Below are 24168 nucleotides of genomic sequence, written 5' to 3'. Positions count from 1 at the left end.
ACTTTACTAGGCCGCAGGATGGGGGCTGGCTTTGATTTGGGGCCGAGGACGAGGGCGCGTTAGAGTGCCCCAAAAAACAGGAAGCCGATAGTTGCGGAAGATAATAGTGCGCAAGCCAGCACTAGCGGGATGAAGGCCCGCACGAATTTGATGCCGAAAGCCCCGATTTGCATGGAGATTAGCTTAATGTCGATCATGGGGCCGACCACCATGAAGGCCAGCTGCGCGGTCGGGGAAACTGCGGTGAAGGAGGCCGCTACGAAAGCGTCCGCTTCGGAGCAAAGCGATAGCAAGATTGCCAGTAGTGCCATCACAAGGACCGCTAGGGTGGGTCGTTGTGAAACGGTGTGGAACCAGCTGATTGGCACCATTACTTTGACGAAACCGGCGGCGATTGCCCCCAGCACTAGGAAGCCGCCGGCTTGCGTCAGATCGTGCAGGGCAGCTTGCTGGAAGAGTCGTAGTTTTTGTGGCCATGTGCCTGACTGGTTGCCGCGGACTGGTGTGGAAACAAGATCAGTGGCGACCGTGAAGTGGGAGTCTGGCTCGCTGGTATGTGAGGCGCCCACAGCAGAGGAATCGGCGGCGACAGTAGCTTGCGGGCGGCGGCTGATTGCCAGCCAGAGCCAGCCCGCGGCAATGACGGCCGCAAAAGAGGCCACCAGCCGCGCCCACACCATGCCCGGTAGCGCATAGAAGGCGACCGCGGTGGATACTAGGACGACCGGGTTCACGGCTGGGGAAGCCAGCATGAAAACTAGGGCGGCTGAGCGGTCCACACCGTTACGGATGAATGATTGGGCGACCGGCACTGACGCGCATTCGCAGCCCGGTAAGCCTACGGCGGCGACCGAGGCGACGGGCACTGCTAACACCGGGTTGCGGGGCGTGATTTTTTGGAGGAATCCAGGCGGCGCGAAGGCCTCAATGCTGGCGGAGATGCTGACGCCCAGCACCAGGAAGGGGAAGGATTGGACGCAGATGGCTACCGTAATGGCGGCCCAGGATTCAAGTCGTCCTGGCAGAGGCAGGAAGGGATTGGCGGTGCTCCCCCAACCGGCCCCGAATTGGCTCCATGCGATCAGGACCAGCGCGATTGCGACGAAAACTGTGAGGGCAAGGGTGCGTCGGCGGCTCATAGGTATGGCTTCTCCGGCTGCGGGATTGGGGTGATGCGGGTGGGCTTAATGAATACGGCGTTGAGGCTGTCATCTTCCACGATTTGTCCGTCGATTTGCAGCCAGGTGTCATTAGGGATGTCTTGGTCGGTCACAATCACGGCGGAGTATGAGATTCCGTCGGCGGCGCAGCAGAAAATTTTGAAACGACTTAGCTGGTATGCGGCCTTGGGTTGGCCGGGTTTGCGCGGCTCCCCAATGTCGCCGTAGGCGTCCTCAGGCAGGCCATGCGAAACAAAACCAATCACCCGCAGCGGTTTGCCCCATAGTTCTTTCGGGTCACCTAGGTTAAAGCGGTCAGAGAGTTCTTCTAGGGTGAGCGGGTTGGGCTGGTTCGGGTTTAGGGGTGTCAGGTCGAGGCCGCCTTGGAATTTCGCGCCGATCGCCGAGGACGAGGGTGAGCCGCCGTCCGAACCGCTGAGTGAGCTGGCGTTGGTGGAGTTCTCTAACATGGCTGCGCCCAGCGGGGAGGGCGCGGAGGCGACTACTAAAACAGCGGGAATTAGCAGCAGATAAGCGAACCATGGGGTACGTAACATATTTTTACCCGAAGCTTGGCGCAGGCTTTGGCCCAGTGTTGACAGGCTGAGCAGTCCAACTAGGGTAGCGGCAAGCAGCAAAAATGGGCGCCAGAAGGTTTGCACATAGTTATTGGCGTGACCGCTAGCTACTAGGCTGAGAATAAAAACTGATACCAGTAGCCAAAACACTGCCAGCAGAGCACTGTTTACTGCCTGTGCTGCTTGAACATCATGCGAATGCTCATGGAACACCCCCGAATGGGGTGCTTTGCTGCCCTGAGAATCAGGCGTTTTCTGCCTCCACAATGGCTTTCAACTCTTCCTTAATTTCATCCAGTTCTTGGATGCCTTTACCGTCGGTCAGAGCCAAGATAACGCCGTACAGGTACTGGTTCAAGCTGAAGCTACGACGGTCACCCTGTTCTGGCAGGTCGGTGCGGCGAATATCGGAGCAGGTGAAGAAGACTCGCTTCTTGTCGCCGCGGGAAACCATTTCGAAGATCTGACCGATTTCCACTAGGGTGCCGATGCCACCCTGATCCACGATCACCACAATAATGTCGGCTTGGCGGATTCGGTCGGTATCGGCTTTCACGATGCGCTCAGCCAAGCCATTATTGGCTTCAACTGTGACGGCTTTTTTGTCGTTGATTGACTTATTCAACCTGGGAGAATAGAAGTCAACCCCCGCTTCGGTGAGGATTTCTTCCACCCGAGCCAGCTCACACTGGTTTCCGTAGGTCATAATATTGCCGGCAACATATGCGAAAGCCATCTGTTTTATCCTTCTGTTAGCGGGGCTTGATACCCGATTTGTTCTGCTTCGACTTTAACAGGTTGGCGGGACTTTAAACTATAGAACCCAGTTTTTCGGTTGAATACAACACAGTTGCGAAACGCGTTTCGATTCTTATGCTGCCCATTGATATAGTGGCCAAGACGTAACCTAATGCCTATTACTATGTTCAAGATGATACTCAAATAGGCTGACATGAGAAGGAGTCTTTATGACTAACCCGTACGATCCCAGCCAAAACAACGCCGCCGCTGAAACCCCGGCCACCGCAGAGCAGGCCCAATACGGCCAAGGACAGTACGGCCAAGGACAGTACGCCCAGCCGATGTACCAGTCTTCCGCTCAGCAGGGCGGCATTAACGGCGACTCCACCAAGTCTTGGGTGATCAACCTGATTCTTGAAAGCTTCCTGTCTGTGATCTGGTGGATCGTGATTTTAGTTTCCTCTGACCAGAGCGAATCCCGCAAGAACTACGCGAAAGCCCGCCTGATTGTCTTCGGCATTTTCATCGCCCTGTTCTTCATCATCATGATTATCGCCGCCATTATTGGGGCATCCATGCTTCCCAACCCAAGTCAAGGAATCTAGGTTCTCAAGAGTTTAACCTGTAGTGAATCTAGGTTTAGAGATTTAGCTTTAGTAAATCTCAGTTAAAGAAGCAGAAACCGCCCCTACCGTCCAGAATCTGGAATAGTAGGGGCGGTTTTTATCTGCTCTGGGGGCATCTGTTTTAGAAGATTTCTAGCCCCTCACGGCTCATGAAGGTACCGTGCCCGCTCTTCACGTTCCAGCAGGTCACGCCACTCTTTTCGGACACGCAAGCATAATCCATAAAGAAGACGGACTGACCGTATGGGACTACCTGCGCTTCAGGTTCAGGCACCATAAAGAACGCCACGTCGCTAAGTACCTCAAAATACGCGCCCGCTGGGTCACTGAACTCTACCCAGTTAGCGGGGCTGTCTGGACCATCGGGGCCTTGCACCTTGGGGGCGGTTTTCACCTGCAAGATTCCACAGCCCGCGACTGCTTCACCATCGAACTGACCCAGGTCGCAACCAATATTGCCTGAAGGTGTCTTCCAGGTCGCTACCTGAGCTCCATCCCCAGTATGAACAGAGGTAATCTCGGTAGCATCCTTCGGGATGGGGCCGCCAGCCTGAGGGTAGGCGCCCGCGGGGAGGTCAAAGCCCTGCGGCGTTTTCAGCTGTTTCACTGCCTGCTTTTTCGAGGCAGCTTCCGGGGTGGCTTCCACCGTAACTTCCGGGGTGGAAACTGTCGGAACAGCCTCCACTGTCATCACTTTCTCTGCGGTTGTCTCCGGTGTGGGAGCGGCCGGTCCATCCGCGGTGCAGGCTGTTAAACCCATCCCAGCCAGCGCCAAAATAGGTAGCAAGGTGACAATTTTGCGACCCAATAGTCGTTTTTCGCGCATTGGTTCTCCCGAAATAATGATTGCTTACGCAGTCAGCTAAAAGCATTGATTACGGCTGAAATATTACCAGAAACTGGCGGGTTTCCACCGCACACGTCCTCGTCCTCAAGACAAAACTAAACCCGGTTTATGACACTGTGTAATAATCAGGGTATGTTTCTAGCCTTCAAAGAGATTACGCACGAAAAACGGCACTTTGCGCTGATTACCGCAATGATTACTTTGGTGGGGATTCTGGCCTTTTTCCTCACCGCACTGGCGGTCGGGCTGCTGGCCGCAATGACGCAGGGCATTCAAAAGCTTGACTCCGATTATGTGCTGTTAAGCGAAGCCTCGAACCAGAGTATCCAGGCTTCCTTGATTCCCGAGGATGCCGCGAAGCAGATTGAGGCGGAAGACGTGGCCCGCCTCGGCTTGGGAGTCCTCACCCTCAAACGCGGAGATGAGCGCACCACCACCACGATTTTGGCGATGGATCCCAAAGATTTCACCGCGCCGCAGCTGGTTGAGGGAAAAATGTATGGGGCCGAGGGCGAGGTTGTCGCCGATGACAGCTTGAAACAAGACGGCTACAAGCTGGGCGACACAGTGCAGACCTCGCAGCGAGATGAGCCTTTCAAAATTGTTGGTTTCACCACTGATCGCACCTATGCGGCCGCCCCGATTGTTTATATGACAATCCCAGATTGGCAGAGCACCGGACCGCAGTATCGTGGCTTTGTTTCCGCAATCACCACCAAGGGTGAGGTTTCCGCCAGTCAACTGGAAGATTACAAGCTGACTTCGCAAACCCTTTCAGATTTCTACACTGAGCTGCCTGGCGTGAGTGAACAAAATCTGACCTTCATGCTGATGGTGATTGCGCTGATTATTGTTTCAGCCGTAATTTTGGGGATCTTCATTTACGTTCTCACTTTGCAGAAGAGGCGGATTTTTGGCGTCATGAAGACGCAGGGCATCAGTAACTGGATGATTGGCTGGTCCGTAATCTGGCAGACTGCGATTCTTTCCATTCTGGGTTCCGTGCTGGCGGTGGTCATCGTGATTGCTTTGCAGGCGGTCATCCCACCGCAGGTTCCCATCACTATTCCTTGGCTGCTGTTCGGATTGATGGGTGCCATCATGGTTGGTTTCAGCCTGTTGGGCGCGCTGTTCTCCGTGCGTAGCGCCACCAAAGTTGATCCGCTGATTGCGTTGAAGTAAAGGAACAAAGTTGACTGAGCAACATGACGAAACCCAGGAGCGTTTCCCCAGCCGGCAGCGGCTCAACGCCGAAAACACACAGGCACAGCGGGCCGAGGGCGCACAGGCCACCGACCAGCCGTTATCCCCGGCTCAAGCGCAAGCGACCGAGCCAGCTACTCCCCCTCGTCACGAGCCCGAGGGCGACGCGGAGCTAGGCCAGGTGATTGTGAAGCTAGACGGAGTCTATAAGGATTTCCAGCAGGGCTCTGAGACGATTCACGCCTTGCAGCCGACAGATTTTCAAGCTCGTGAGGGTGAGTTCATTGCCCTGATTGGCCCGTCTGGTTCCGGCAAATCCACGATGCTGACCATTATCGGCGGCCTCCAAAAACCCAGCGGCGGAACCGTGCAGGTGGGCGGACAAAATCTGGCGGATTTGAATGAGTCTGAGCGGGCAAAAGTCCGTTTGAAAACTATCGGTTTCGTTTTACAGTCTTCCAATCTGGTGCCCTATTTGACGGTTAATGAGCAGCTCACGCTCTTTGATCGTGCAGCTAAAACTCGCGATACAGAAGGCCACACTCAGGCGGATCGTGACAAGCTGTTAGCCTCTTTGGGGATTGAGAAGCTGAAGGATAAGCATCGTTCTTCCCTCTCTGGTGGTGAGGCGCAACGCGCCGCGATTGCTCGCGCGCTTTACGGCAGGCCGGCCGTGATTTTAGCTGATGAGCCGACCGCGTCTTTGGATTCGAAGAAGGCGCATGAGGTGGCCGCATTGCTGCGTGAGCAGGCGCGCGCTTTCAACACCTGTATCATCATGGTCACCCATGATGAGAGGCTGATTAATCAGGTCGACACGGTTTACCGGATGGAAGACGGCGTGCTCCAGAGGAGTTAATCCCTGCACTTTTTGGATTTCATTTGCCCACATTCACAATCGGGTTCGCATTCCTAGCAGTCCGCGCTACTGCACGCCCTAAAACCGCTGAGTCGCAAAACGTCCCACTGCCCCACCAACCAGACACCACCCAAACACCGCTGAGTCGCAAAACGTCCCACTGTGTCGCAAAAACCACCCCCAAAACAACACTATGCAACACACCCACCAACAACCAGCCCCTCACCAGCCGGCTAAAAGATACAGACGAACCCTCGGCGCCACCATCACCTGAGGCATCAACGAAGCCAACTCTCTTTGCACACTCACGGGGTTTCGTAAATCATCAAACGTGAACCTGATTAGGTGGATTCCCTGGCGTTCAATCTTGTGGTGTCGCCGCTTCTCCTGCGCTAAAGCATTCGGGGTTTGATATTTGGATAATCCATCGATCTCCACCCCGACGGCAGACTCTGGGAAAAAAGCATCCAGGAAAAACTTCTCACCCTCAGCTCGAACTAGATGCTGCAAAATCGGTGACGGAAAGTCCCATGCTGCGCAAATCAACCGAAAACGAGTCTCCAGCGGAGACTGCGCCCACGGTGTCATTAAAGCCGCCAGCTCTTTTGCCTGATGGTAGCCTTTGCAGTGCCGCAGCTCCTCCAGCCGCTGCAGCACTTGTTCCTTAAGCTGAGCGAACCGCAGCTCAGTCTGTTCGCGATGCCGAGCATCCGCTTTGCAAAGTTGCTGACAGGCACTGTCCACGGCAATCATTGCCGGTAGCGGCGGGCGGCGGCGCAGCAGAGTGCAGATTAGTTCTATCGGCTCCACCGCCAGCATTCCTTGTACTTTGCGCACGCGTAGAGGTGAAACTTTGCAGGTGATTGGTTCGACGGCGACTCCTGAGATGTAGTTCCCCGCTAGCCAGAGCGGCGGGTAGCGATAGCGGTGCCGGTTGCTGCTGACTGGCCGCACGATTGATATTGGCGGGTTTGCATTGTTGATGTTGAAGCCGTAGAGCAGGCATGCAGATTCTAGGGTAAAAACCGTGTGTTTTTGCGCTTCTGAAGTTGCTTTGAGCCGCGCCAGACCGGCGATTAGTTTTGCTTCATAGATGTCTTTTTCGTTGAGATTTTGCGGAGTTTGGAGATAGTGTCCGTGCTTGATTCTGACGTATTCGGGCGGTGTTTGGCCTTGTTTTGGCGGCTGTAGTGCGCGCGTAATGGTTGATCGAGTCAGTTGCTGCGCGGGTGTGATCTGGATGTCGTCGCAGGAAATAGTCATGCTTTATTTTTGCGTGTTTGATGCTGGGAGGCTGCTTGTTTTCGTGAGGTTCTGAATTCGATGAAGTGCTGTTTTTTGTGGATAAGTTCGAGGGTGCGCGCTGAAGTTGGCAGCTTGTGCAGGTGAGGTGATTGGCCGAGGGCGCGCTGTGTTATTGACCAGCTGCGGCATCTTAGTGAGCGTCCCCGAAACCGCTGAGTCGCAAAACGTCCCACTGTGCCGCAAAAAACACCCCCAAAACAACACTATGCAACACACCCACCACACTCACCGCACCACCCAAACACCGCTGAGTCGCAAAACGTCCCACTGTGCCGCAAAAACCACCCCCAAAACAACACTATGCAACACAACCACCGCACTCACCAACACTATGCGACACAACCACCGCACTCACCAACACTATGCAACACACCCAGCGGCGCGAAAAGAACAAACCGTGGTGTAGGCGACGCAAAAGATCGAATCTTGTTGCATCGGTCTGTACTGAAACGGCTAGTGCGCATAAAATAGTTATAAATAGGCCAATATTTATTGATATGGAAGGATACGGAGCAACACAAAATCTCGCGGCACGAATCAGATACAACGGAAAGCATCCGCATCACAGAAAACACTCACCACCACTCAGACCACACCACCACACACCCCACCACACCGCTGAGTCGCAAAACGTCCCACTGTGCCGCAAAAAACACCCCCAAAACAACACTATGCGACACACCCACCAAGAATATCCGGCACCACAACAAACACCCAGCACACCACGTAGTGACAGACTCACGGTGCAGACGTAGACATCACAACAGACTCACGGTGCAGACGTAGGCACCACAACACCGACCAACACAAAGCGCAGCGGCAGAAGACCGATAAGAAAGGACAATGATGGCAAAGGCGAAAGACTCCTCGGCGGAGAGTCCGCTACGATGGCCTCACCTTCGGCGCACTGGCCGCGCGGCACACACCGACGCCACCGAAAACCCTCGGCCCCGCTTCAAAACCCAACTCAACCCGCCGGTCCTAGCGGCGTCAACCATAATTATTACGCTCATCACCGGGTGGGCGTTCCTCTCACCCGGTAGTGCGCAAGCGACGCTGGGGACCACGGTAACTTGGATTACCAGAGTTTTCGGCTCGTTCTATATTGCGCTGGCGACCGTGATTTTAGGCTTCGTGATTTGGCTGGCGCTGTCGCGGTTTGGGCGGATTCGGCTGGGCCCTGAGAACTCCACGCCGGACTATTCGTTGCTGACTTGGGCGGCCATGCTTTTCGCTGCCGGCATTGGCACTGACATTCTGTTTTTCTCCGTGGCGGAGCCCGTCACCCACTATTTGACCCCGCCTTACGGTGAAGCGGAAACCGTGGAGGCCGCCCGTCAGGCCGTAGTTTGGGGACTGTTCCATTACGGCATCACCGGCTGGGGCATGTATCTGCTGGTGGGTGTGGCCTTGGGCTATTTCTCTTACCGGCGGGGGCTACCTTTGTCGGTTCGTTCGGCCTTATATCCGATTATTGGGCAGCGCATCGGTGGCCCGCTGGGGCACGCCGTAGATACTGCCGCGCTGATTGGCACAATTTTTGGGGTCGCGGCTTCGCTGGGTATCGGGGTGGTGCAGCTGTCCTTGGGTTTGTCTTTGGTGACGCCGTTACCCAATGGGACAGCAACCCAGGTGGCCTTGGTTCTGCTGGCCATTGTGATGGCTTCAGTGTCGGCAACGACTGGCCTTGATCGAGGGATTCGCCTGCTGTCTCAGCTGAATGTGCTGCTGGGGATTTTCTTGGCCCTGTGGGTGCTGTTCACTGGCAACACGGCTTTCTTGGTGGGTGCTTTTGTCACCAATATTGGTGATTATGCGGCACGTTTCCCGGCTTTGACTTTAGACACGATGGCTTATGGCGACCATGTTGAGTGGTTGTCTGGTTGGACGTTGTTTTTCTGGGCTTGGTGGATGGCGTGGGCGTCTTTTGTGGGCATGTTTTTGGCTCGGATTTCGCGTGGCCGCACGATCCGAGAGTTTGTTTTTGGCTCTCTCATCATTCCGTTCATCTATGTGGCGATGTGGATCAATATTTTTGGCGACGATGCGATTGATTTGATCCGGAGCGGACACCGTCATCTGGGGGAAGCGGTGCAGGCCGCTCCGGAGCAGGGCATCTATCATCTACTTTCTGCCCATCCGGCGGCTACCTTCACAATTGTTTTAGCGGTTGTGGTGGGTTTGCTGTTTTATGTGACTTCGGCGGATTCTGGCGCGTTGGTGATGGCGAATTTGAGTTCCACCTTGGCTGAACCGGAGGATGATGGGCCGGCGTGGTTGCGGATTTTTTGGGCGGCCATCACCGGTATTGTCACCATTGCGATGCTGCTGGTGGGGGGGATTCCGGCGCTTCAGAATGCGACTGTGATTATGGCGGTACCGTTTTCGGTGGTGCTGATTTTGATTATGGTGGGCTTGTTTACGGCTTTGACGCAGGAGGATCGGCAGCAGCAGCTTTACGATTTGACGGCGACTGATTCGGTCTCTGCTGGCGGTGACGCAGTACCCTGGTCGGAGCGGCTGGCTAGTTTGATTGCGGTGGTTGGTGAGGACCAGGCGCGGGTTGCGTTGGGGCGCACGGTGGCGCCGGCTTTGCACCGGGTGGCGCAAGAGTTGGCTGATCATGGGGTTTTGGTGCGGGTCTCAGTTTCTGGGGCCGAGGGTGCTTCTGGGGCCGAGGGCGCGGCGGTGCCAGAGGACTCCACGCTGTCTAAGGAATCCGTAGCACCGGGGGACTCCGCCCGGGTGGAGTCCTCCAGCCAGGGCGCAGAATCCATCCCCCGCATAGAATCTTCCAGCGATAACGCCCCTTGTTCCGCTGTGACTTTAACCGTTGGCGAGGGCAAATCTCAGTTCGTGTATGCGGTCTCTGTGGAGATGAAACCGTCACCTTCGTTTGCGGGACATATGGTGAGGAATGCGGATTTGTCGGCTCGGCATGCTGTGAGGGTTACTGGGCATCAAGGTTCTTACGATATTTATGGTTTATCTACCGATCAGGTGATTCATGATTTGGTGGATCATTATGAGCGACATTTGGGGGTTTTGGCTCTGGCACAGCAGCTTAAGGAAACGCGCGGACACGCGACTCAGCCGTAAAAGATAACGAATCTATTTTGCACTAGCGAAAGCTAATGAGAATCTATATCATTAAACGGTAATCGTTTTCATTAGCATTAGAGTGTTTGCCGATAACCCTCGGCCCCACCCTAAGGCAAATCGCTAGGAGTCCCATGCGACCTCAACTCAAAACCCTTAATCGTGCCCTGATTGCTGCCGGGGTGACGACCGCTTTCATACTTTCCCCCATGGTAGCAACCAGCTTAACGCCGGGAGCCTCACCAGCTTTCGTGCCAGCCGCCCACGCCAGTGTAGATGACCAAGCTGGCAACCCGGGCGACGCGAACTACAACAAAGGCAAGTTCGTGGCCACCCGCAGGCATGTAGACTCCCCGAAAGTCTTCGCCACTGAAACCGGCGGGCTAGTCCTCAAAAATGAGGTCGGCGACAAGGAGCTGCGCCCTCTAGACGAAACCGTCAACTGGGTCGGGAAAGGTTACGCTCGCTACAAGGGCACCCAACAGTATCAACTGACGGTACCCGAACGAACCGGACTCGAATTCGTTGGCCCTACCGGCACCGTAGTCTACGAAGCCCCTGCCAGTCCGTGGGGTAATCACGACCCCATCTGGTCAGGATTCGGCGCTGACACCAAACTGGGGGAACAGGGCTACCGTGATGACACCATCGCTCTTGACCTCCTCAAGGTCGATGGCCCCGGACAGGTACAGCTCTTCGCCGCCTACATTCCTGACGCCGACGACGAGGACGCCCCCAGCTGGCTCACCGTAGAACGACTGCTTTCCTCCACCGATGACGGCTGGAATACGACCCGCCTCGTCCCTGGCACGCACACCCACAACCGGACCACCTTCACCCGTCCCGGCCGCTACGAGATCACCTACCGTGCCATAGCCCGCGACGCAGAAGGTAACTTGGTGACCTCGCCGGAGCAGGTCGCAACCTGGCAGGTCGGTGGCGTCCGCCCCCGCAATGATGAATCCATGCCTGAAGGCTGGGACCGCACCAACTGGATTGCGGATCCGCTGCTGCGCTACCAGCAGCACACTTATGCCACCCCGCCGGAAGACTACACCTTCACCCTCGATGATTACCGTGACGGCCAAGCAGATGGGGACAGCAACTTGACCTCCATGCGTTTCAGCACTGGTGCACAAAAACTTGACGGCGTCGCCACAATCTGGATTAACGGCTACTATTTGACCGACCTAGACGTGGTGGATGGAAAGCTCTCGGTCAGCCCCACCGGCGACCACACCGGCGACCGAGTCGATCAGTGGAATGAGCTACTGGGCAGCGGCGAATCTAAACTACAGATCTCTTTCGTGCCCTCCGACCCGGCAGCAGGCTCATGGTTCAGCGCCCCAATCTCATACCGCCACGGGCAGGGTGAAGTGGTCACCACCTCCGCAGAATCGAATGGCTCTTTGCACCCTCGAATCCCCGATCCAGGCAACGTCGAATTCAACAAGGGAGAATACCAGCCCACCGACTACGGTTTCGCCGCCACGGTTAAACCCGGCACACTCCCCCACACCTACCAGGTCCAGATTTGCGCCACTGACCCGAAGATGCGGTTCTTCGTGCGCGGCGGCTTCTATGATGAACCTGACGACCAGTACCCCTCGACCCAGCTGAGCGGCAACTCCACCTCAGTTGACGGCTGCTACAGGTACCAGGATGATGACCGTGAATGGAACGAACTGCAAGGCACCTACCCGAAGTTCCACATTTACCCGCATCCCGAAATGAAAGCGGAAGCCACTGAGGTCAAGTTCACCGAGCCTTACAATCTTGAGGACGCCTTGACCCAGACCGGCAAGTTTGGGGGCGCCGAGGATGATGCGGCAGAGCAGCCTACTGAGCCGACTGTTGAGACTCCGGAGAAAGTGACTCCTGAGGCCAGCCCGGAGGCTACCCCTGAAACCAGCCCAGAGGCTAATGCGCCCGGGGCTGAGGCCACCCCTGAAACCAGCCCGGAGCAGCAGCAGAAGCGCCTAGTGATTAACAATGGCCATCTTGATATTTTGGGCAAAGTGGTTGACGGTAAAACGCAGATTTCCTTGCGTGATGATAGTCTTACCGCCGCTAATGATAGTGTGGTTCGGAAACTGGATGACGTGATTTTGGCAGTGGGTAATAATGCGCGCGCGTCGCGGCCGGATAACTCTGGCCCTGCCTATGATGTGCTTGGCCCGAAGGGTTCACATTTCTTCTGGCTTCCGCAAACGCAGCAAGATGGCATCGTGTGGCCCGGTTACAACACCGAGGGCGTGGATTATTCACAACTTGAAGATGGATTGAATCTGAATTTCAAGATTCAGGCTGCGCCGGAGGGTTCACGCTTCGCTCTAATCAGCACCAGAGGTTTGGGCGATGATTTTGCCTTGTTGCTTGATTCTGCAAAGAAGGATTTTTCTGTTGAAACCGAATTTGCGACTCATGCGCACTTTGGCTGGTTATTTTCGAAACCTGGTTTCTATCAATTTGAGCTATCTTATTCAGGTACTTTGAATGATGGTTCTGCGTTGAAACCGCAGAAGGGGATTCTTCGTTTCGCAGTCGGCAGGGATGCCGTCGCTGAGGTTAAAGATGGTGTCTGGCCGACTCTTGAACTTATTGGAGATGACCCGGTTACTCCCGAGGATTCTGCGGTAACTGTGGAGTCTCCTGAATCTACACAACCAACTGCTGAGGCTACCCCTGAAGTTGCTCAAGAGATTAAGATGGCTGAGGCAGAGGCACCCGCAAAGAGTACCTTTAAGGATGTGTGGCCCTCCCGGCCATTTGCTGGCGAGATTGAGTGGATGGCTGAGCAGAAATACTCGACAGGATACAAAGATAAGACATACCGTCCGCTGAATTCAGTAAACCGTGACGCAATGGCAGCATTTTTGTACCGTCTAGCCGGTAGCCCGAAAGTGAATCTTGAGAGGCCTGCCTTCAAGGACGTTGCCAAGTCTAATCAGTTCTATAAGGAGATTCAGTGGATGGCTGAGTCGAAGATTTCAACGGGCTGGGATGACGGCACGTATCGTCCGTGGAAGCCGGTCAGCCGCGAGGCTATGGCAGCATTCCTGTATCGGTTCTGCGATCAGATGCCGGAGAAGTGCGCTAGCGCAATCAATCCAGATACTCTGGATTTCAGCGGGGCATCTGCTTTCCCCGATGTAGCTGGGATGAGCATGTTTGAGAAGGAAATCAAATGGCTTGCTACCGCTAAGGTTACTTCTGGCTGGCAGGATGGTACTTTCCGTCCGCGTTTGCCAATCCAGCGCGACGCGATGGCAGCCTTCGTTTACCGGATGACTCATAACTTTCTGGGGCCGGTGAAGTAACGGAGAGTGATTCTCTATAAATAAGTGAAGGTCGGGATGGGAGCTTATGCTTCCTATCCCGACCTTCATTTCTGTGCAAGAGTTTTGTCCTCTGCCGGACTGCACTTGTCGATGTTAAGGCTTTGCCGCACTTTCTTTCATGCGCCATTGTGTCGCAAAACCCACAAATCACCCCAAAAACGACACCCAAAACAACACTTTGCAACACAGTCATGGAATTGATTGTGCAGACGTGGAGGGTGACTGTGCTTCCTGTAGGATGCCGCCTGTTGGCGGGGGTGGATTCGCGGTGGCGGGAGCAGCCGCCTAAACTTGGGCACGCAGCACTGTGAATCGCCGATCGCGGCCCAGCTGTGTTACATCTCGGAAAGACTCTGCTAGTAAAGCCCGGTATCGTAGATGCGAATTGTGAACCAGGTAGAGCACTCCGCTGGGGCGAAGCAGCCGATGCGCCGCGGCCAGCAGTCCCTGCACCATGGTCGGGTCCACAGTTGTTCCCGCATGGAACGGCGGGTTAAGCAATACCGCGGAAGCCTCGGCATCGGGTAAACTTTGCGCGGAGTGATCCCACACAAGCTCGACTTGGGGCACGTTGAGGCGGGCGGATTCGATTGCGTCGGCGGCGGTGTCGGTCGCGATGATGCGCGCGTCGGGCAGGGCGGCGTTGATTGCCCGCGCGACGGAGCCGTTGCCGCAGCCTAGGTCGATGATGGGGCCGGGCAGTTCGCCTACGGATAGTAGGTCGCGGACGGCGTGTGTCGCCAGAAGGTTGCCGCCGTGGTCGGCGTTGGTGCCGGAGAATACTCCCCCGACGGCCCAGAGTTCGCCTCGCACTGGCTGGTAGTCCGCGATTTCCTGCGGGGTTTCCGCCTGCAGGCACCGGAATTTGCCTTGCCCGCGCGATGCTCGCACCCGCGCGAAGGCTTGCGTGAGGATCGTGTTTTGGTTGCGGGTCATGTGTTTGTTGTTTCCGCCGGCGACGAGGGTTACCGGTGCGCCTGCGCGCCTTGCCGCCAGTGCTTGGGCGTAGTAGTTGAGCTCGGCCAGCGATTTGGGTAGATGTGTGGCGGCGATGAGGGGCGTGTCGGCGTGGCTGAGTAGCTGATCGAGCCGGAGGCTGGCGTCGAAACCGGCAATGGTGACTCGGTGGCGAGACTCTAGCGCGGTAGCAGTGGCGGCGGCGGTTTCAGCTTGCTGGTAGGTGCGGGCGCCGACAATCACTTGATCGCAGCGTTGCAGCAGGTGTTGGAGGAGCGCCCCGTGAGGGTCGGTGAATACGACTCCGGTTGCCGTGACTTTATCCTCCCTGGCGGGTATTGCTGCCGTGAGCTGGGCGATAATCAGTTCATCTAGTCGTGTCATGGTTTAACAGTACGGCATCTGCCTGTTTTCCGTCTCCGCTGGTGCTCCTTCGTTCCACGGTTTAGACTGTTTTTTGCTTTAACTTTTGTGATTTGGAGTGTGTTATGCAGGGTCGCATTTACGCGCACCGGGGGATGCGTTCCTTGGCGCCGGAGAATACTTTGTCGGCTTTCCGCAAGATGGCGGATTATGGGCAGCAGTGGTTGGAGACTGATGTCGATATTTTGGGTGATGGCACCCCGATTTTGATGCATGATACTTTGCTGGATAGGACCACTAACCGGAGCGGTTTTTTCTATGATTTGCGGGCGGAGGACTTGCCCGGCATTGATGCGGGGTCGTGGTTTTCCCCGGAGTTCACGGGTGAGCCGTTGCCGCGTTTGGCGCAGCTGGTGGATTTGATGAATGAGCTGGAGTTGAACGCGAATATTGAGTTGAAGTCGCATGAGCGGGGCGCGGCCGGCAGTGCGCAGCTGGTGGAGAATACTTTGCGGGAGTTGTCTCGGCTGGATCCTGGCCGGGAGGTGATTATTTCGTCTTTTAATCATTTGCTGTTGCGTTTGGTGCGTGAGCGCACTGACCGGTATCCTTTGGCGGCTTTGTTTGTGAAGGAGAATCTGCTGGATGATTGGCGTTCGGTGGCGGAGCTGTGTGGTGCCACGGTAATCCATCCGGAGACGACTGGACTGTCTCGGGGCCGGGTCCGTGAGATGCGGGATGCGGGTTTCGACGTGAATGTTTATACGGTGAATGATCGGGGGCGTGCGAATGAGTTATTCAATTGGGGCGTGACCGGTATTTTCACGGATTACGCGCAGAATTTCTAGTTTCACGCTGGTTAGCGGGCGAGGGTTTTCGGGCTCACGCCCGCTTTCTGCTGTTTCCGAGGCCGAGGGCGCGCTAAGTTGTCCTGGCCTGTGGTGGTGGTGTGATTCTAGCCTAGGGCCGGTGTGCTGGGTTTTGGTTGCCTTTCTTGATAGCGATGATGGTCAGTAGCGAGTGCCCCGCAATGGTCATCCCGCTAATAAATACGACAGCGTAAACTATCGCGAACCAAGGAAAATGCGGCAAGTTTGAAGGACCTTTCGCAGCAGCTTCATCCTTCGCAGGAGTCGGATAAATCCTCTCCCCAGTAACCAGGATCCGCTGCGTGTTAATCCCTAACGGGGTGCAGGTCACCAGTGTTACTAGGTCTTTTCCTTCGACTGGTTTGATTGCTTCACTGTCTTCGGGTTCAACAACTTGTACTTCGATGACCCGGTAGGCTAGTACTTCTTCGAAGATGTTGAGGCTGAAGTCGTCGCCGACTTCGATCTTGTCTAGGTGGGTGAACATGGTTGCTTCGGCTAGGCCACGGTGTGCTGTTATGACGGCTCTAGTCCCCGCGCCCCCAACCGGCAAAGACGTTCCTTGTAGATGCCCAGCGCCTTTAAGCAACGTATTTTCACTGGTACCGTGATAGATAGGAACATCCACATCAGCTTTCGGGACTAGGACTCTGCCCATAATCCCAGTATTATAAAGATTCAAAATATCCTCATAATCCCACAACCCCAACGCACTCTCAGTCTCTTTCACATCCGAAAGCGGAATGTTCGCATTGGGGGCTAGTCTAGCCCCGGAAGTGAGTGCATCATTGTAGCGGCGGGCTTGCCGGAACTGTTCCACTCCACTAGGTTCAGCGTGTTTAACTTCTTCATGAAAAGTATCAATAATCGAAGCCTGATGATACTGATGAGTCCAAGACGCCGCAGTAGGATACAACAACACCGCAAACCCCACCACAGCTAAAATAGCGCTGATCATACGCCCCACATAGACTCTCAAACCACAAACTCCTTAAACATTAACAAAACAAATCTAGAGAAAAGAGCCCCAAGACCACCAGCGGCGTATCTTGGGGCTCTCTCTAGGACTAACTAATCAACAAAGATTAACTAATCCAAACTATTCAGGCCTTGCGACGGCGGGTCACCATTACGGTACCTGCAGCGAACAGCAGAATGGTCGCACCAGCAAGAGTCATCAACAGCTTGCCGGAAGCACCAGTCAACGGCAGTTCAGGCACATCAGTCTCAGTGAAGGGCTCATTCACGAAAGGCTCACCATCAGCGGCATTTTTTGCGCCCGTGGTCTTGGTGACTGCGATTTCGCGGGTTTCACCGGAGAGCTTGAAGCCAGCAGGAGCTGTGATTTCACGAACGTAGTAGGTCTTCTGAGCAGCATCGGTCGTACCACGGTACAGATCGGTGATTACGACCATACCATCAGCAGCAGAGGTCACGGTCTTAAAGCAGTTGTCACCCTTGTTAGCCACAGTCGCGGCATCAGCTAGAGCTTTAGTCGTAGCGACACAGAAGACAGCGCCTTTAAGGGGCTTGGGGTCATTCTTGTCGACTGAGACCTTCTTGAGGTTGTAGTCACCGAAGTAAGCGATCGGATCTTCAGGATCGGGCTCATCGGGGTTCGGAGGAGTGGGAAGATCGGGGTTTCCGGGAGGTGTTTCACCATCGGGAAGCTCGTTGTATTCCCAGACCCGTGAAGGAATATGGTTGAATACCGTGTTGTTATCAAACACCGCATTAACAGTGGTGCTCAGTTCCAAGGTGATGTTCTTGCCCTTGGCAGCGTCAAGCTTAGCCAGACCGGCAGTAGTGAAGGTTACCGTAACCTTTTTCGCTGACTTACCGGTGGCAGCGTGGGTGTAATCATCTTCAGCAACGGTGTAATCGGTGTCCACGGTTGCATTTACGCCATCAATCTTTACAACTGGGGCAGTTTCTGTAGAGAGAACGGAACCGGTTGCTAGGAAGTCGACTAGCTCAAACTTTTTGAAGGTTGCAGCAGCTTTAACTGCTTGAGGAATCTGAGCGGTCACAGTCCATTTGATGTCTGACCCGGTGGAGACGGTAGGAGTATCGGCAGCAACTGCCTTTTTCACCTTTTCGGTTTTAACGTTCTTGGGGTAAACATGAACATCGTACAACCAACCGTTGTCCGCTGTAGGAGCAGCAGTGTGATTGGGGAAAGGAACGGTAACGTAGAACGGGTCTACCGCAGCGGTTACGCCCGCGGGAAGCTCAGTTTCTTCGACATAGTAGACACCGACGGGCAGGGTGAAGGAAACTTCGCCACTGGCAACGGTTGTGCCTTCATGCAGAACCGCAGTATCAACAGCCACTCCCGCAGAGGGAGTGCCGTTCTTCAGCTTCTCAAGCTCGGCCCAGCCAGCGCTGGTCTTAAGGTCAATACCGGTGACCTTTTTAACGGTGAATTTTGCACCTGCAAGCGCTTCTGCACCTGTGGGAGCACTCTGCACGGAGCCGTCATTGTTGGTAGCGGCGCCTTTCCATGCCGGGGCTGCGTACTTGTGAATCGTCAGCGTGCCGTCTTTATCGACAATGTTGCCGGGGTTTCCTGCATCGCCCTTGACAGCGAATGCTGATGGGGTGACGATCATCGCGAAAGCCACGACGATTGCCAGCACCAACGACAGGACTATGCCTGCACGCTTGGTTGTATTTGTGTTACTCACTATGAACTCCTTAGTGTTCTTCTCGTGTGTTTCTATCATTTGGTAGGGTTTCTACGTCGCATGGCGGCGGGCATCAAGAAGACACCAGTAGCCCCTGTGAGCAGAACCAGTCCAGAAACTAGGTATGGTAGGGTTCCCCAGCCACCCGTTAGGGGCAGGGTGGGGGGCTCCACCGGCATTTGATTCTGGATTACGAGGGTCCTGCTTTGGTTATCTTTGTCCAACACGAAGTCGTGGACTTTGTCGTTGCCTCCGGGGAGGAGGTAACCTGTTGGCGCGTTGGTCTCAACTAGGCGGTACTTACCAAACTGCAAGTTTCCGACTTTGATGAGTCCTGGACTCCCGTCCCGATCGACGTTCTGGTTAGTGTTTTTCTGCCCAGTGACATCGTCGGTAAGTTTTTGGATAATGGTTTCGTAGGCGTTGCTTTGTTTGTTGAACTTTTGCAGTTGCCATTCCGAACCTGGTAGCAGCAGCTCATTGTTAAGCGCATCTACCTTTTTGATGGTGAATTCCGCGGGAATCTCCGGGTTGAAAATGTCGTCAAGCGTTAGCACACTGTCCGTCGTGGTGGTGTCATCTAACGTCACTTCAGAATCAGCGACAGCTTTGTATCCGTCAAGAGTTTTCGTTTCTTTCAGGCAGTATTCACCCTTTTTAAGGTTATCCCACGCAATACGGCCTTGCGAATCCGCTACCTTGGTAGAAATCTGGTTAGCCAAGTTTGCACTATTGCACGTGCCAGAGTGAAGAGTGAACTCGGTCCCAACACCGAAACTTTCGCTCCCATCAAGGTCTCTCAGTTTCTTGACAAACTTCAGCGTGTATTTTTTCGGCGTATTCACAAAGGTACATTCAATCGGTTTGGTTCCCGAAGTGGTGACCGTTACTGTGCCTGTTGCACCGTCGATCGGCCCCAGAATGGTGGTGTTAGTTTCCGTGTCCACACATGTCAGCGTCGTCTTGTAGCTACCTGAATCAGCCACATCATTGAAGGTCTCCGTGAGTTCGATACCGGTATTTAGCGGAATCGTAAACTTGGGGATTACTTCTTCAACGTCCGTAGAGTTACCGGTCGAAGATCCTGTCTTATTGATAGCGGTACCGCTAACTGCAGCAAAGTTAAACTGGTCAGTCGCATCTGCCCGCTCCGTAACCTGATGCTTGACGATTAGCTCTCGTTGAGGTGACGGCCTCAAGAACCCCGACATGTCGGTCACTGAAATGTTATTTGAACCATGATTGACCGAGTAGGCACCCAAAATAGAGTGATTGTTGACGTACTCGTTTATACCTGAAACGATATTTCCAGCTTTATCGTATTCACGAACAAAAGTGTAGTCCGTATTACGCTGCCCGTTAAAGAAACGTTCACTTGTCGCAACCACATAGTTGCCTGCTGGGGAAAGGTCGAAGCCGGCAAAGAAGTTAGTCAGATTTCTTGTGTTGATAGGCTGCAACTCCAGCACCATGGTGCTCGGAATCTGCGTTCCAGTGCTGCCTCTGCGCCCGTTCCGGCTGTGATCGAATCCCTGATTTGACGGGGTCTTCCAATCAGCATTTTGGGGCCGATTGCCGGGGACCACAAATTTAGCGACCGGATTGTTTAACCGTTCTTGCAGGCTGGCACTATCGATTTTGTGCACATTTAATGCCAATTTTCCCGGTTCGGAGGGGTCAAAAGAATTCGTAATAATCGAGGAATCAGCAATATATAAGTCCCCAGTTTTACTCACGATCATATTGCCGTGGTTTGAGGTGGACTTTTTGAGCGCCTCCACGAAACCTAAGTAGACTACTTCACCGCTGGGACGCAGCGCGAAAATCTTTTTGATAACTAGGTTTTCCTCGCCCACCTTTTTACCGGTCGGAACGATACCACCAAACACATAGGTTCCATCTGCTAGTAGTCCACCACCAGTGACTGCGCCATGGTAATCAGAGTAGGTGTTATCTCGAGTATTTTCTTGGTAGGTGTCCCTATCTGTCACCAAAGTGGGTTCTACGCAGAGCCCTCTTCCAACACGTTGGTCAGGAACTCTGTCAATGCTGATGGTTTCCCCATTTTTTTGAGTAGTCCCCCACTTGACGGTTTGCCATGCGGTTCGGGATTTCCGTTCCCATGTACCGGTGGCTTTGTTAAGGCGGAAAATTACTGCACCAGCGTTGACACTGTCAATAACTGGACGGGTACTCACTCCGCTGACGTAAATGTACTGGTCGTTTTGGGCTAACCCATCAAAGTAGCCTTCCCCCGAATTACGAATGAATTCAGGTCTGGCACGGTTTGTGCCAGTAGCATTATCTAGCCCATTAGGATCTTTATCTCCATACTGGGGAATATTATCTCTTACCGGTCTCCAGCAAAATTCTCCAACAGGGATATCGTGAGTGCTTACCAAATCATACCTGTTGGTAGCCGTATTGAACTTAATGTGCCGGACTTCACCTTGGGATCCTAGTGTCCAGAGACCATCAGCAGCGATAGCCGAAGTACTAGACAGATTAGAGGGGGGGGGTTCCAGCGCCTCTTAACGCTCCACGAAATGCTGCATAACCTGAAGCTTCAGGAGTCTCAGCGGTAGCCACCAGCTCAGGGGTTTCCACAGTCGTAGCAGGCACAACTTCCACGCTTCTTGCTGCCTCACCAAGGGGCACAGAAGCAATCTGCGATTCAGGGGTACGCGCCACGGAAGAGGATTCAGCATTTGCGACATCACCAAGGCTGGCCACTGACCAAGTCATAAGTAACGCCAAAGTGGCCAATGTAGCGATACGCGTCTGCCGCTTGGAATGATTTTTCAAAGTATGCCCTTTATTGATGCGCTATGTCTTACTTGCTGGCCTCAAACAAGATGCACATTCAAATACAGAACCCTCGGAAAGCGTCCCGCACGACTCGTTGTTTAAGGCGTATGAAAGGACTCTAACATTTGTTGCGATAAAAAACAATATCTTCGTTTGACAATTGTAATGTCTCACAATAATCTAGAAAGATACCTCACAAATTTGTTGTTTTGCTAAACAAATTTATATTTTACTGCTATATTACCCTTTCTTTTGTTTCAGACTCCGCAAGGCCTCGTCGCAGAGTCACCATCTTGAAACCCACACAATCCACACCAAAATAGGTTTCGGGTGACACTCTCACCCCACCCACAACCTATTTATGGTTTTTGAAGTCCAAAGAATCCCGTTCAGTTAATCGGTTTCGCTAGCGCCCGGCCACCAACTGTGAACAACCCAGAAACAACCAATCACCATGCGGCATTCACACCAGTCTCAGACAGAGCTTCACCAAAACTCTTCCACCGGTTCAAAACTGTCGGAACAGCAGCCTCAGGAATCACTCCAATCTCTGGCGTAATACCCGAAACCCGGGCTTCAGCCTCAGGAATCACTCCAATCTCTGGCGTAATACCCGAAACCCGGGCTTCAGCCTCAGGAATCACTCCAATCTCTGGCGCAATACCCGAAACCCGGGCTTCAGCTTCAGGCCAGGCTCAGGGGTACGCTTCGGGGTAAGCACAACAACATAATGATTCTTCACCACAGCCTTACTATCCCCACCCTTAGTGATAGCTACAACCACACCATCTTCACCATCAACCGTGTAAGTAGTAGCCAAAACAAAACCAGCCTTGTTAGCGCCATCAAACGCAGGGGAGTTGAAACGATCCTCACTCAAAACAAACTTTTCGCACTTGGGAAAGTCCCCGGGAAGTTACTCTTCTCACCCGAAATAACTTCAAAGACGCCCACACCACTACGATTATCGGCGTTCACAGTGCCGAAAGGAGTCCAACCAGGATATTCATCAACCGTAGCGGTTCCACGCAAAGCCCAACTCACCTTCACGGGGAACTTAGAACCAGCTGGCAACGCATGCGGCCTCAGCTCCTTTACGCTCTTAACCACACGGAAGCATCCAAAACCAGGCTTCATCTCAATCGTCACAGAAGACTGATTAACATAAGAAGTCTCGGTTCGAACACCTAGTCGCATCTCATCCAAGGAGATGTCATTAGCATAGGCAAAACCAGGAACCACCAGACCATTATGAGAAACTAGGGTGCCATCGATTAGTAGCTCTAAGAGCACTAACATCGAGAAGATAATCAGTACAGGTATAATTTTTTCAGTATGATTCTTACCTTCAAAGTGCTAAAGCCGCCAACCTTCGAGCCCCGCAAAGCACTGACCAGGGTCAAGATTCTCAGTGAAAACTAAAGTCCAAGGCGTAACCCCACCAAAGGACTTATTAATCCCAGCCTTATCAAACTCAGCCTGAAGGTTTTCGGTACCAAACAGAACCCTCCACACAAACTTGCTACCGTCAGCTCGCGGCATATCAATAGCCTTAGTTAAAGCAGCATACGGGATGTATTTGAGAGGCGCCACAACAGCACCATCAGCACCTCTTTTTTCCCCCATCAGTGGGAAGCTTAACCATCTCAGCGTCATCATCGGACAAAGTCAATTCCACAAGATTAGCTGTAGTCTCCAATACCACCTGAACTTGCATAAATTGAAAACTGTTCACTGCCACACCTGACTACTTGTTTGGTTTATTAGTGCTAAGAGTGCGGGTTAGGGCGAATTCTTTTTGATTTGTATTGCCGTGTTTTAGGGAATGAAAATAGGTTGTGGGCGACGCTTTCGCGCCGCCCACAACCTATTTATGGTCTATGAAACCTTAGGGTTTCATTCAGGCCTGCTTCTTGCGGCGTACCGCTAGGAAGGCAAGTCCTGCGCCCAGTAGGGCGAGAACACTGTAGGCGATGCCGTTAGTGCTTACACCCGTCTTGGGCAGCGTTGCACCGTTGACAGCCTTGATGGTGACTGTGGTGTGCTTGACGATTGGTTCGCCAGCTCCTTTGTCGCCATCAGGACGGTTGTAGGTGATCGTGATCTTCACCGGCTGATCCTTGCGAGTTACCTCGGTCGGGGTGCCGGAGATGACGCAGGCAGTACCTTCTTCGTTGAGCTTGATGGTCACTCCCTTGGGAAGACCTTCAGCTTTGCAGACCAGGTCAGTTGCCTTACCGGGGTTGTCGATCGGAATAGTAATCGGATCGATTGGCTTGCCAACTTCACCGTCGATGGAGGGGACGGTCGGAGCGGTGGGTGCTACTGCACATCCGTTCGCATCTACCTTAGCTCCATCTGGGGTGTTGTCACACTGATCCTTGTCGTCGGGCACGCCGTCACCGTCTTTGTCACCAACAGTCGGCACGTCAGGCTTCTCAACAACAGTGATAGTAACGGTATCAATCGGATTACCGTCCTTATCCTTAACTGTCACGACAACCTTATCGCCAGGCTTAGCATCCTCGTTGATGGTCACAGTAATGTTTCCATCCTTATCGAGAACAACAGTACCAGGACCAGTGCTTTCAACTGTCGCACCATCTGGAACATCGCCACCAGCGTTAGGAACTACAACATCATCACCAGGCTTACCGGTAACGTCTTCCCAATTCGGAGCAACAGGCTTCTCAACAACAGTGATAGTAACGGTATCAATCGGATT

Annotated in this window: 21 protein-coding genes; 6 read left to right on the top strand and 15 right to left on the bottom strand. The window is 53.8% G+C overall.

The annotated features are described in order from the left end of the window. Positions 1-59: 59 nt before the first annotated feature. The 3 genes from BM477_RS07185 to BM477_RS07175 are packed head-to-tail and all read right to left on the bottom strand — an operon-like array spanning position 60 to position 2474. A complete protein-coding gene (locus BM477_RS07185) occupies positions 60-1139 on the bottom strand; it encodes a permease (protein ID WP_075361993.1) in 1080 nt (359 codons plus the stop codon). Continuing rightward, entirely contained in the window at positions 1136-2005 is an 870-nt protein-coding gene (locus BM477_RS07180) for a TIGR03943 family putative permease subunit (protein WP_075361992.1), read from the bottom strand. Before BM477_RS07180 ends, BM477_RS07185 begins: the two co-directional genes overlap by 4 nt. Further along, positions 1983-2474: a nucleoside 2-deoxyribosyltransferase gene (locus BM477_RS07175; RefSeq protein WP_075361991.1), complete on the bottom strand. Its 492-nt coding sequence runs from the start codon at positions 2472-2474 to the stop codon at positions 1983-1985. The genes BM477_RS07180 and BM477_RS07175 overlap by 23 nt, the downstream gene beginning before the upstream one ends. A 232-nt stretch (positions 2475-2706) precedes the next feature. Here BM477_RS07175 and BM477_RS07170 point away from each other — a divergent pair, with 232 nt between their 5' ends. After that, positions 2707-3084: a hypothetical protein gene (locus tag BM477_RS07170; protein ID WP_075361990.1), complete on the top strand. Its 378-nt coding sequence runs from the start codon at positions 2707-2709 to the stop codon at positions 3082-3084. A gap of 142 nt (positions 3085-3226) precedes the next feature. On the opposite strand, the gene BM477_RS07165 is transcribed toward BM477_RS07170, so the two are convergent. Beyond that, on the bottom strand, positions 3227-3931 hold the full coding sequence (locus tag BM477_RS07165) for a hypothetical protein (protein ID WP_075361989.1): 705 nt from the start codon (positions 3929-3931) through the stop codon (positions 3227-3229). A gap of 153 nt (positions 3932-4084) precedes the next feature. Here BM477_RS07165 and BM477_RS07160 point away from each other — a divergent pair, with 153 nt between their 5' ends. After that, positions 4085-5134: an ABC transporter permease gene (locus tag BM477_RS07160; RefSeq protein WP_075361988.1), complete on the top strand. Its 1050-nt coding sequence runs from the start codon at positions 4085-4087 to the stop codon at positions 5132-5134. Between the two features lie 10 nt (positions 5135-5144). Next, a complete protein-coding gene (locus tag BM477_RS07155; RefSeq protein ID WP_245792891.1) occupies positions 5145-6014 on the top strand; it encodes an ABC transporter ATP-binding protein in 870 nt (289 codons plus the stop codon). 222 nt (positions 6015-6236) lie between these two features. Here BM477_RS07155 and BM477_RS07150 read toward each other — a convergent pair whose 3' ends face one another. Then, on the bottom strand, positions 6237-7277 hold the full coding sequence (locus BM477_RS07150) for a PDDEXK family nuclease (protein WP_075361987.1): 1041 nt from the start codon (positions 7275-7277) through the stop codon (positions 6237-6239). Between the two features lie 885 nt (positions 7278-8162). Here BM477_RS07150 and betT point away from each other — a divergent pair. Both betT and BM477_RS07140 read left to right on the top strand, forming a co-directional pair. Then, positions 8163-10418, top strand: coding sequence for a choline BCCT transporter BetT (gene betT / locus BM477_RS07145; protein WP_075361986.1), 2256 nt, complete (start codon positions 8163-8165; stop codon positions 10416-10418). Between the two features lie 134 nt (positions 10419-10552). Then, positions 10553-13738, top strand: coding sequence for a choice-of-anchor M domain-containing protein (locus BM477_RS07140; protein ID WP_075361985.1), 3186 nt, complete (start codon positions 10553-10555; stop codon positions 13736-13738). Positions 13739-14044: 306 nt separating this feature from the next. Here BM477_RS07140 and BM477_RS07135 read toward each other — a convergent pair whose 3' ends face one another. Further along, entirely contained in the window at positions 14045-15100 is a 1056-nt protein-coding gene (locus tag BM477_RS07135; protein WP_075361984.1) for a class I SAM-dependent methyltransferase, read from the bottom strand. 104 nt (positions 15101-15204) lie between these two features. On the opposite strand from BM477_RS07135, the gene BM477_RS07130 reads away from it, so the two are divergent. After that, a complete protein-coding gene (locus BM477_RS07130) occupies positions 15205-15927 on the top strand; it encodes a glycerophosphoryl diester phosphodiesterase (RefSeq protein WP_075361983.1) in 723 nt (240 codons plus the stop codon). A gap of 112 nt (positions 15928-16039) precedes the next feature. Here the strand turns inward: BM477_RS07130 and BM477_RS07125 are convergent, their stop codons facing one another. The 9 genes from BM477_RS07125 to BM477_RS07085 all read right to left on the bottom strand — a co-directional run. Next, the gene (locus BM477_RS07125) at positions 16040-16927 is read right to left on the bottom strand and encodes a class C sortase (RefSeq protein WP_143230247.1); all 888 of its coding nucleotides are present in this window, start codon (positions 16925-16927) and stop codon (positions 16040-16042) included. 124 nt (positions 16928-17051) lie between these two features. Beyond that, entirely contained in the window at positions 17052-18635 is a 1584-nt protein-coding gene (locus tag BM477_RS07120) for a SpaH/EbpB family LPXTG-anchored major pilin (protein WP_075361981.1), read from the bottom strand. Between the two features lie 35 nt (positions 18636-18670). Beyond that, the gene (locus tag BM477_RS07115) at positions 18671-20626 is read right to left on the bottom strand and encodes a SpaA isopeptide-forming pilin-related protein (RefSeq protein WP_143230246.1); all 1956 of its coding nucleotides are present in this window, start codon (positions 20624-20626) and stop codon (positions 18671-18673) included. Between the two features lie 514 nt (positions 20627-21140). Continuing rightward, a complete protein-coding gene (locus BM477_RS07110; RefSeq protein WP_143230245.1) occupies positions 21141-21440 on the bottom strand; it encodes a hypothetical protein in 300 nt (99 codons plus the stop codon). A 452-nt stretch (positions 21441-21892) separates the two neighbouring features. Then, positions 21893-22087 (bottom strand): hypothetical protein, encoded by a 195-nt coding sequence (locus BM477_RS07105; RefSeq protein ID WP_075361978.1) that lies wholly within the window; start codon positions 22085-22087, stop codon positions 21893-21895. Next, on the bottom strand, positions 22084-22323 hold the full coding sequence (locus tag BM477_RS07100) for a hypothetical protein (RefSeq protein ID WP_075361977.1): 240 nt from the start codon (positions 22321-22323) through the stop codon (positions 22084-22086). Before BM477_RS07100 ends, BM477_RS07105 begins: the two co-directional genes overlap by 4 nt. Further along, the gene (locus tag BM477_RS07095) at positions 22320-22742 is read right to left on the bottom strand and encodes a hypothetical protein (RefSeq protein ID WP_075361976.1); all 423 of its coding nucleotides are present in this window, start codon (positions 22740-22742) and stop codon (positions 22320-22322) included. Before BM477_RS07095 ends, BM477_RS07100 begins: the two co-directional genes overlap by 4 nt. A gap of 57 nt (positions 22743-22799) precedes the next feature. Further along, positions 22800-23069 carry a DUF7926 domain-containing protein gene (locus BM477_RS07090; RefSeq protein WP_143230244.1) on the bottom strand — a complete coding sequence of 90 codons (270 nt, stop codon included), beginning with the start codon at positions 23067-23069 and terminating at the stop codon, positions 22800-22802. A 274-nt stretch (positions 23070-23343) separates the two neighbouring features. Continuing rightward, positions 23344-24168: LPXTG cell wall anchor domain-containing protein (locus BM477_RS07085; protein WP_143230243.1), on the bottom strand; the 825-nt coding region annotated here is incomplete at its 5' end.

Origin of the sequence: Boudabousia marimammalium (genome assembly GCF_001936115.1) — a bacterium.
Taxonomy (GTDB): Bacteria; Actinomycetota; Actinomycetes; order Actinomycetales; family Actinomycetaceae; genus Boudabousia; species Boudabousia marimammalium.
Note: the sequence above shows the minus strand (reverse complement) of the source record. Positions and strands in the feature narration are given on the sequence as shown.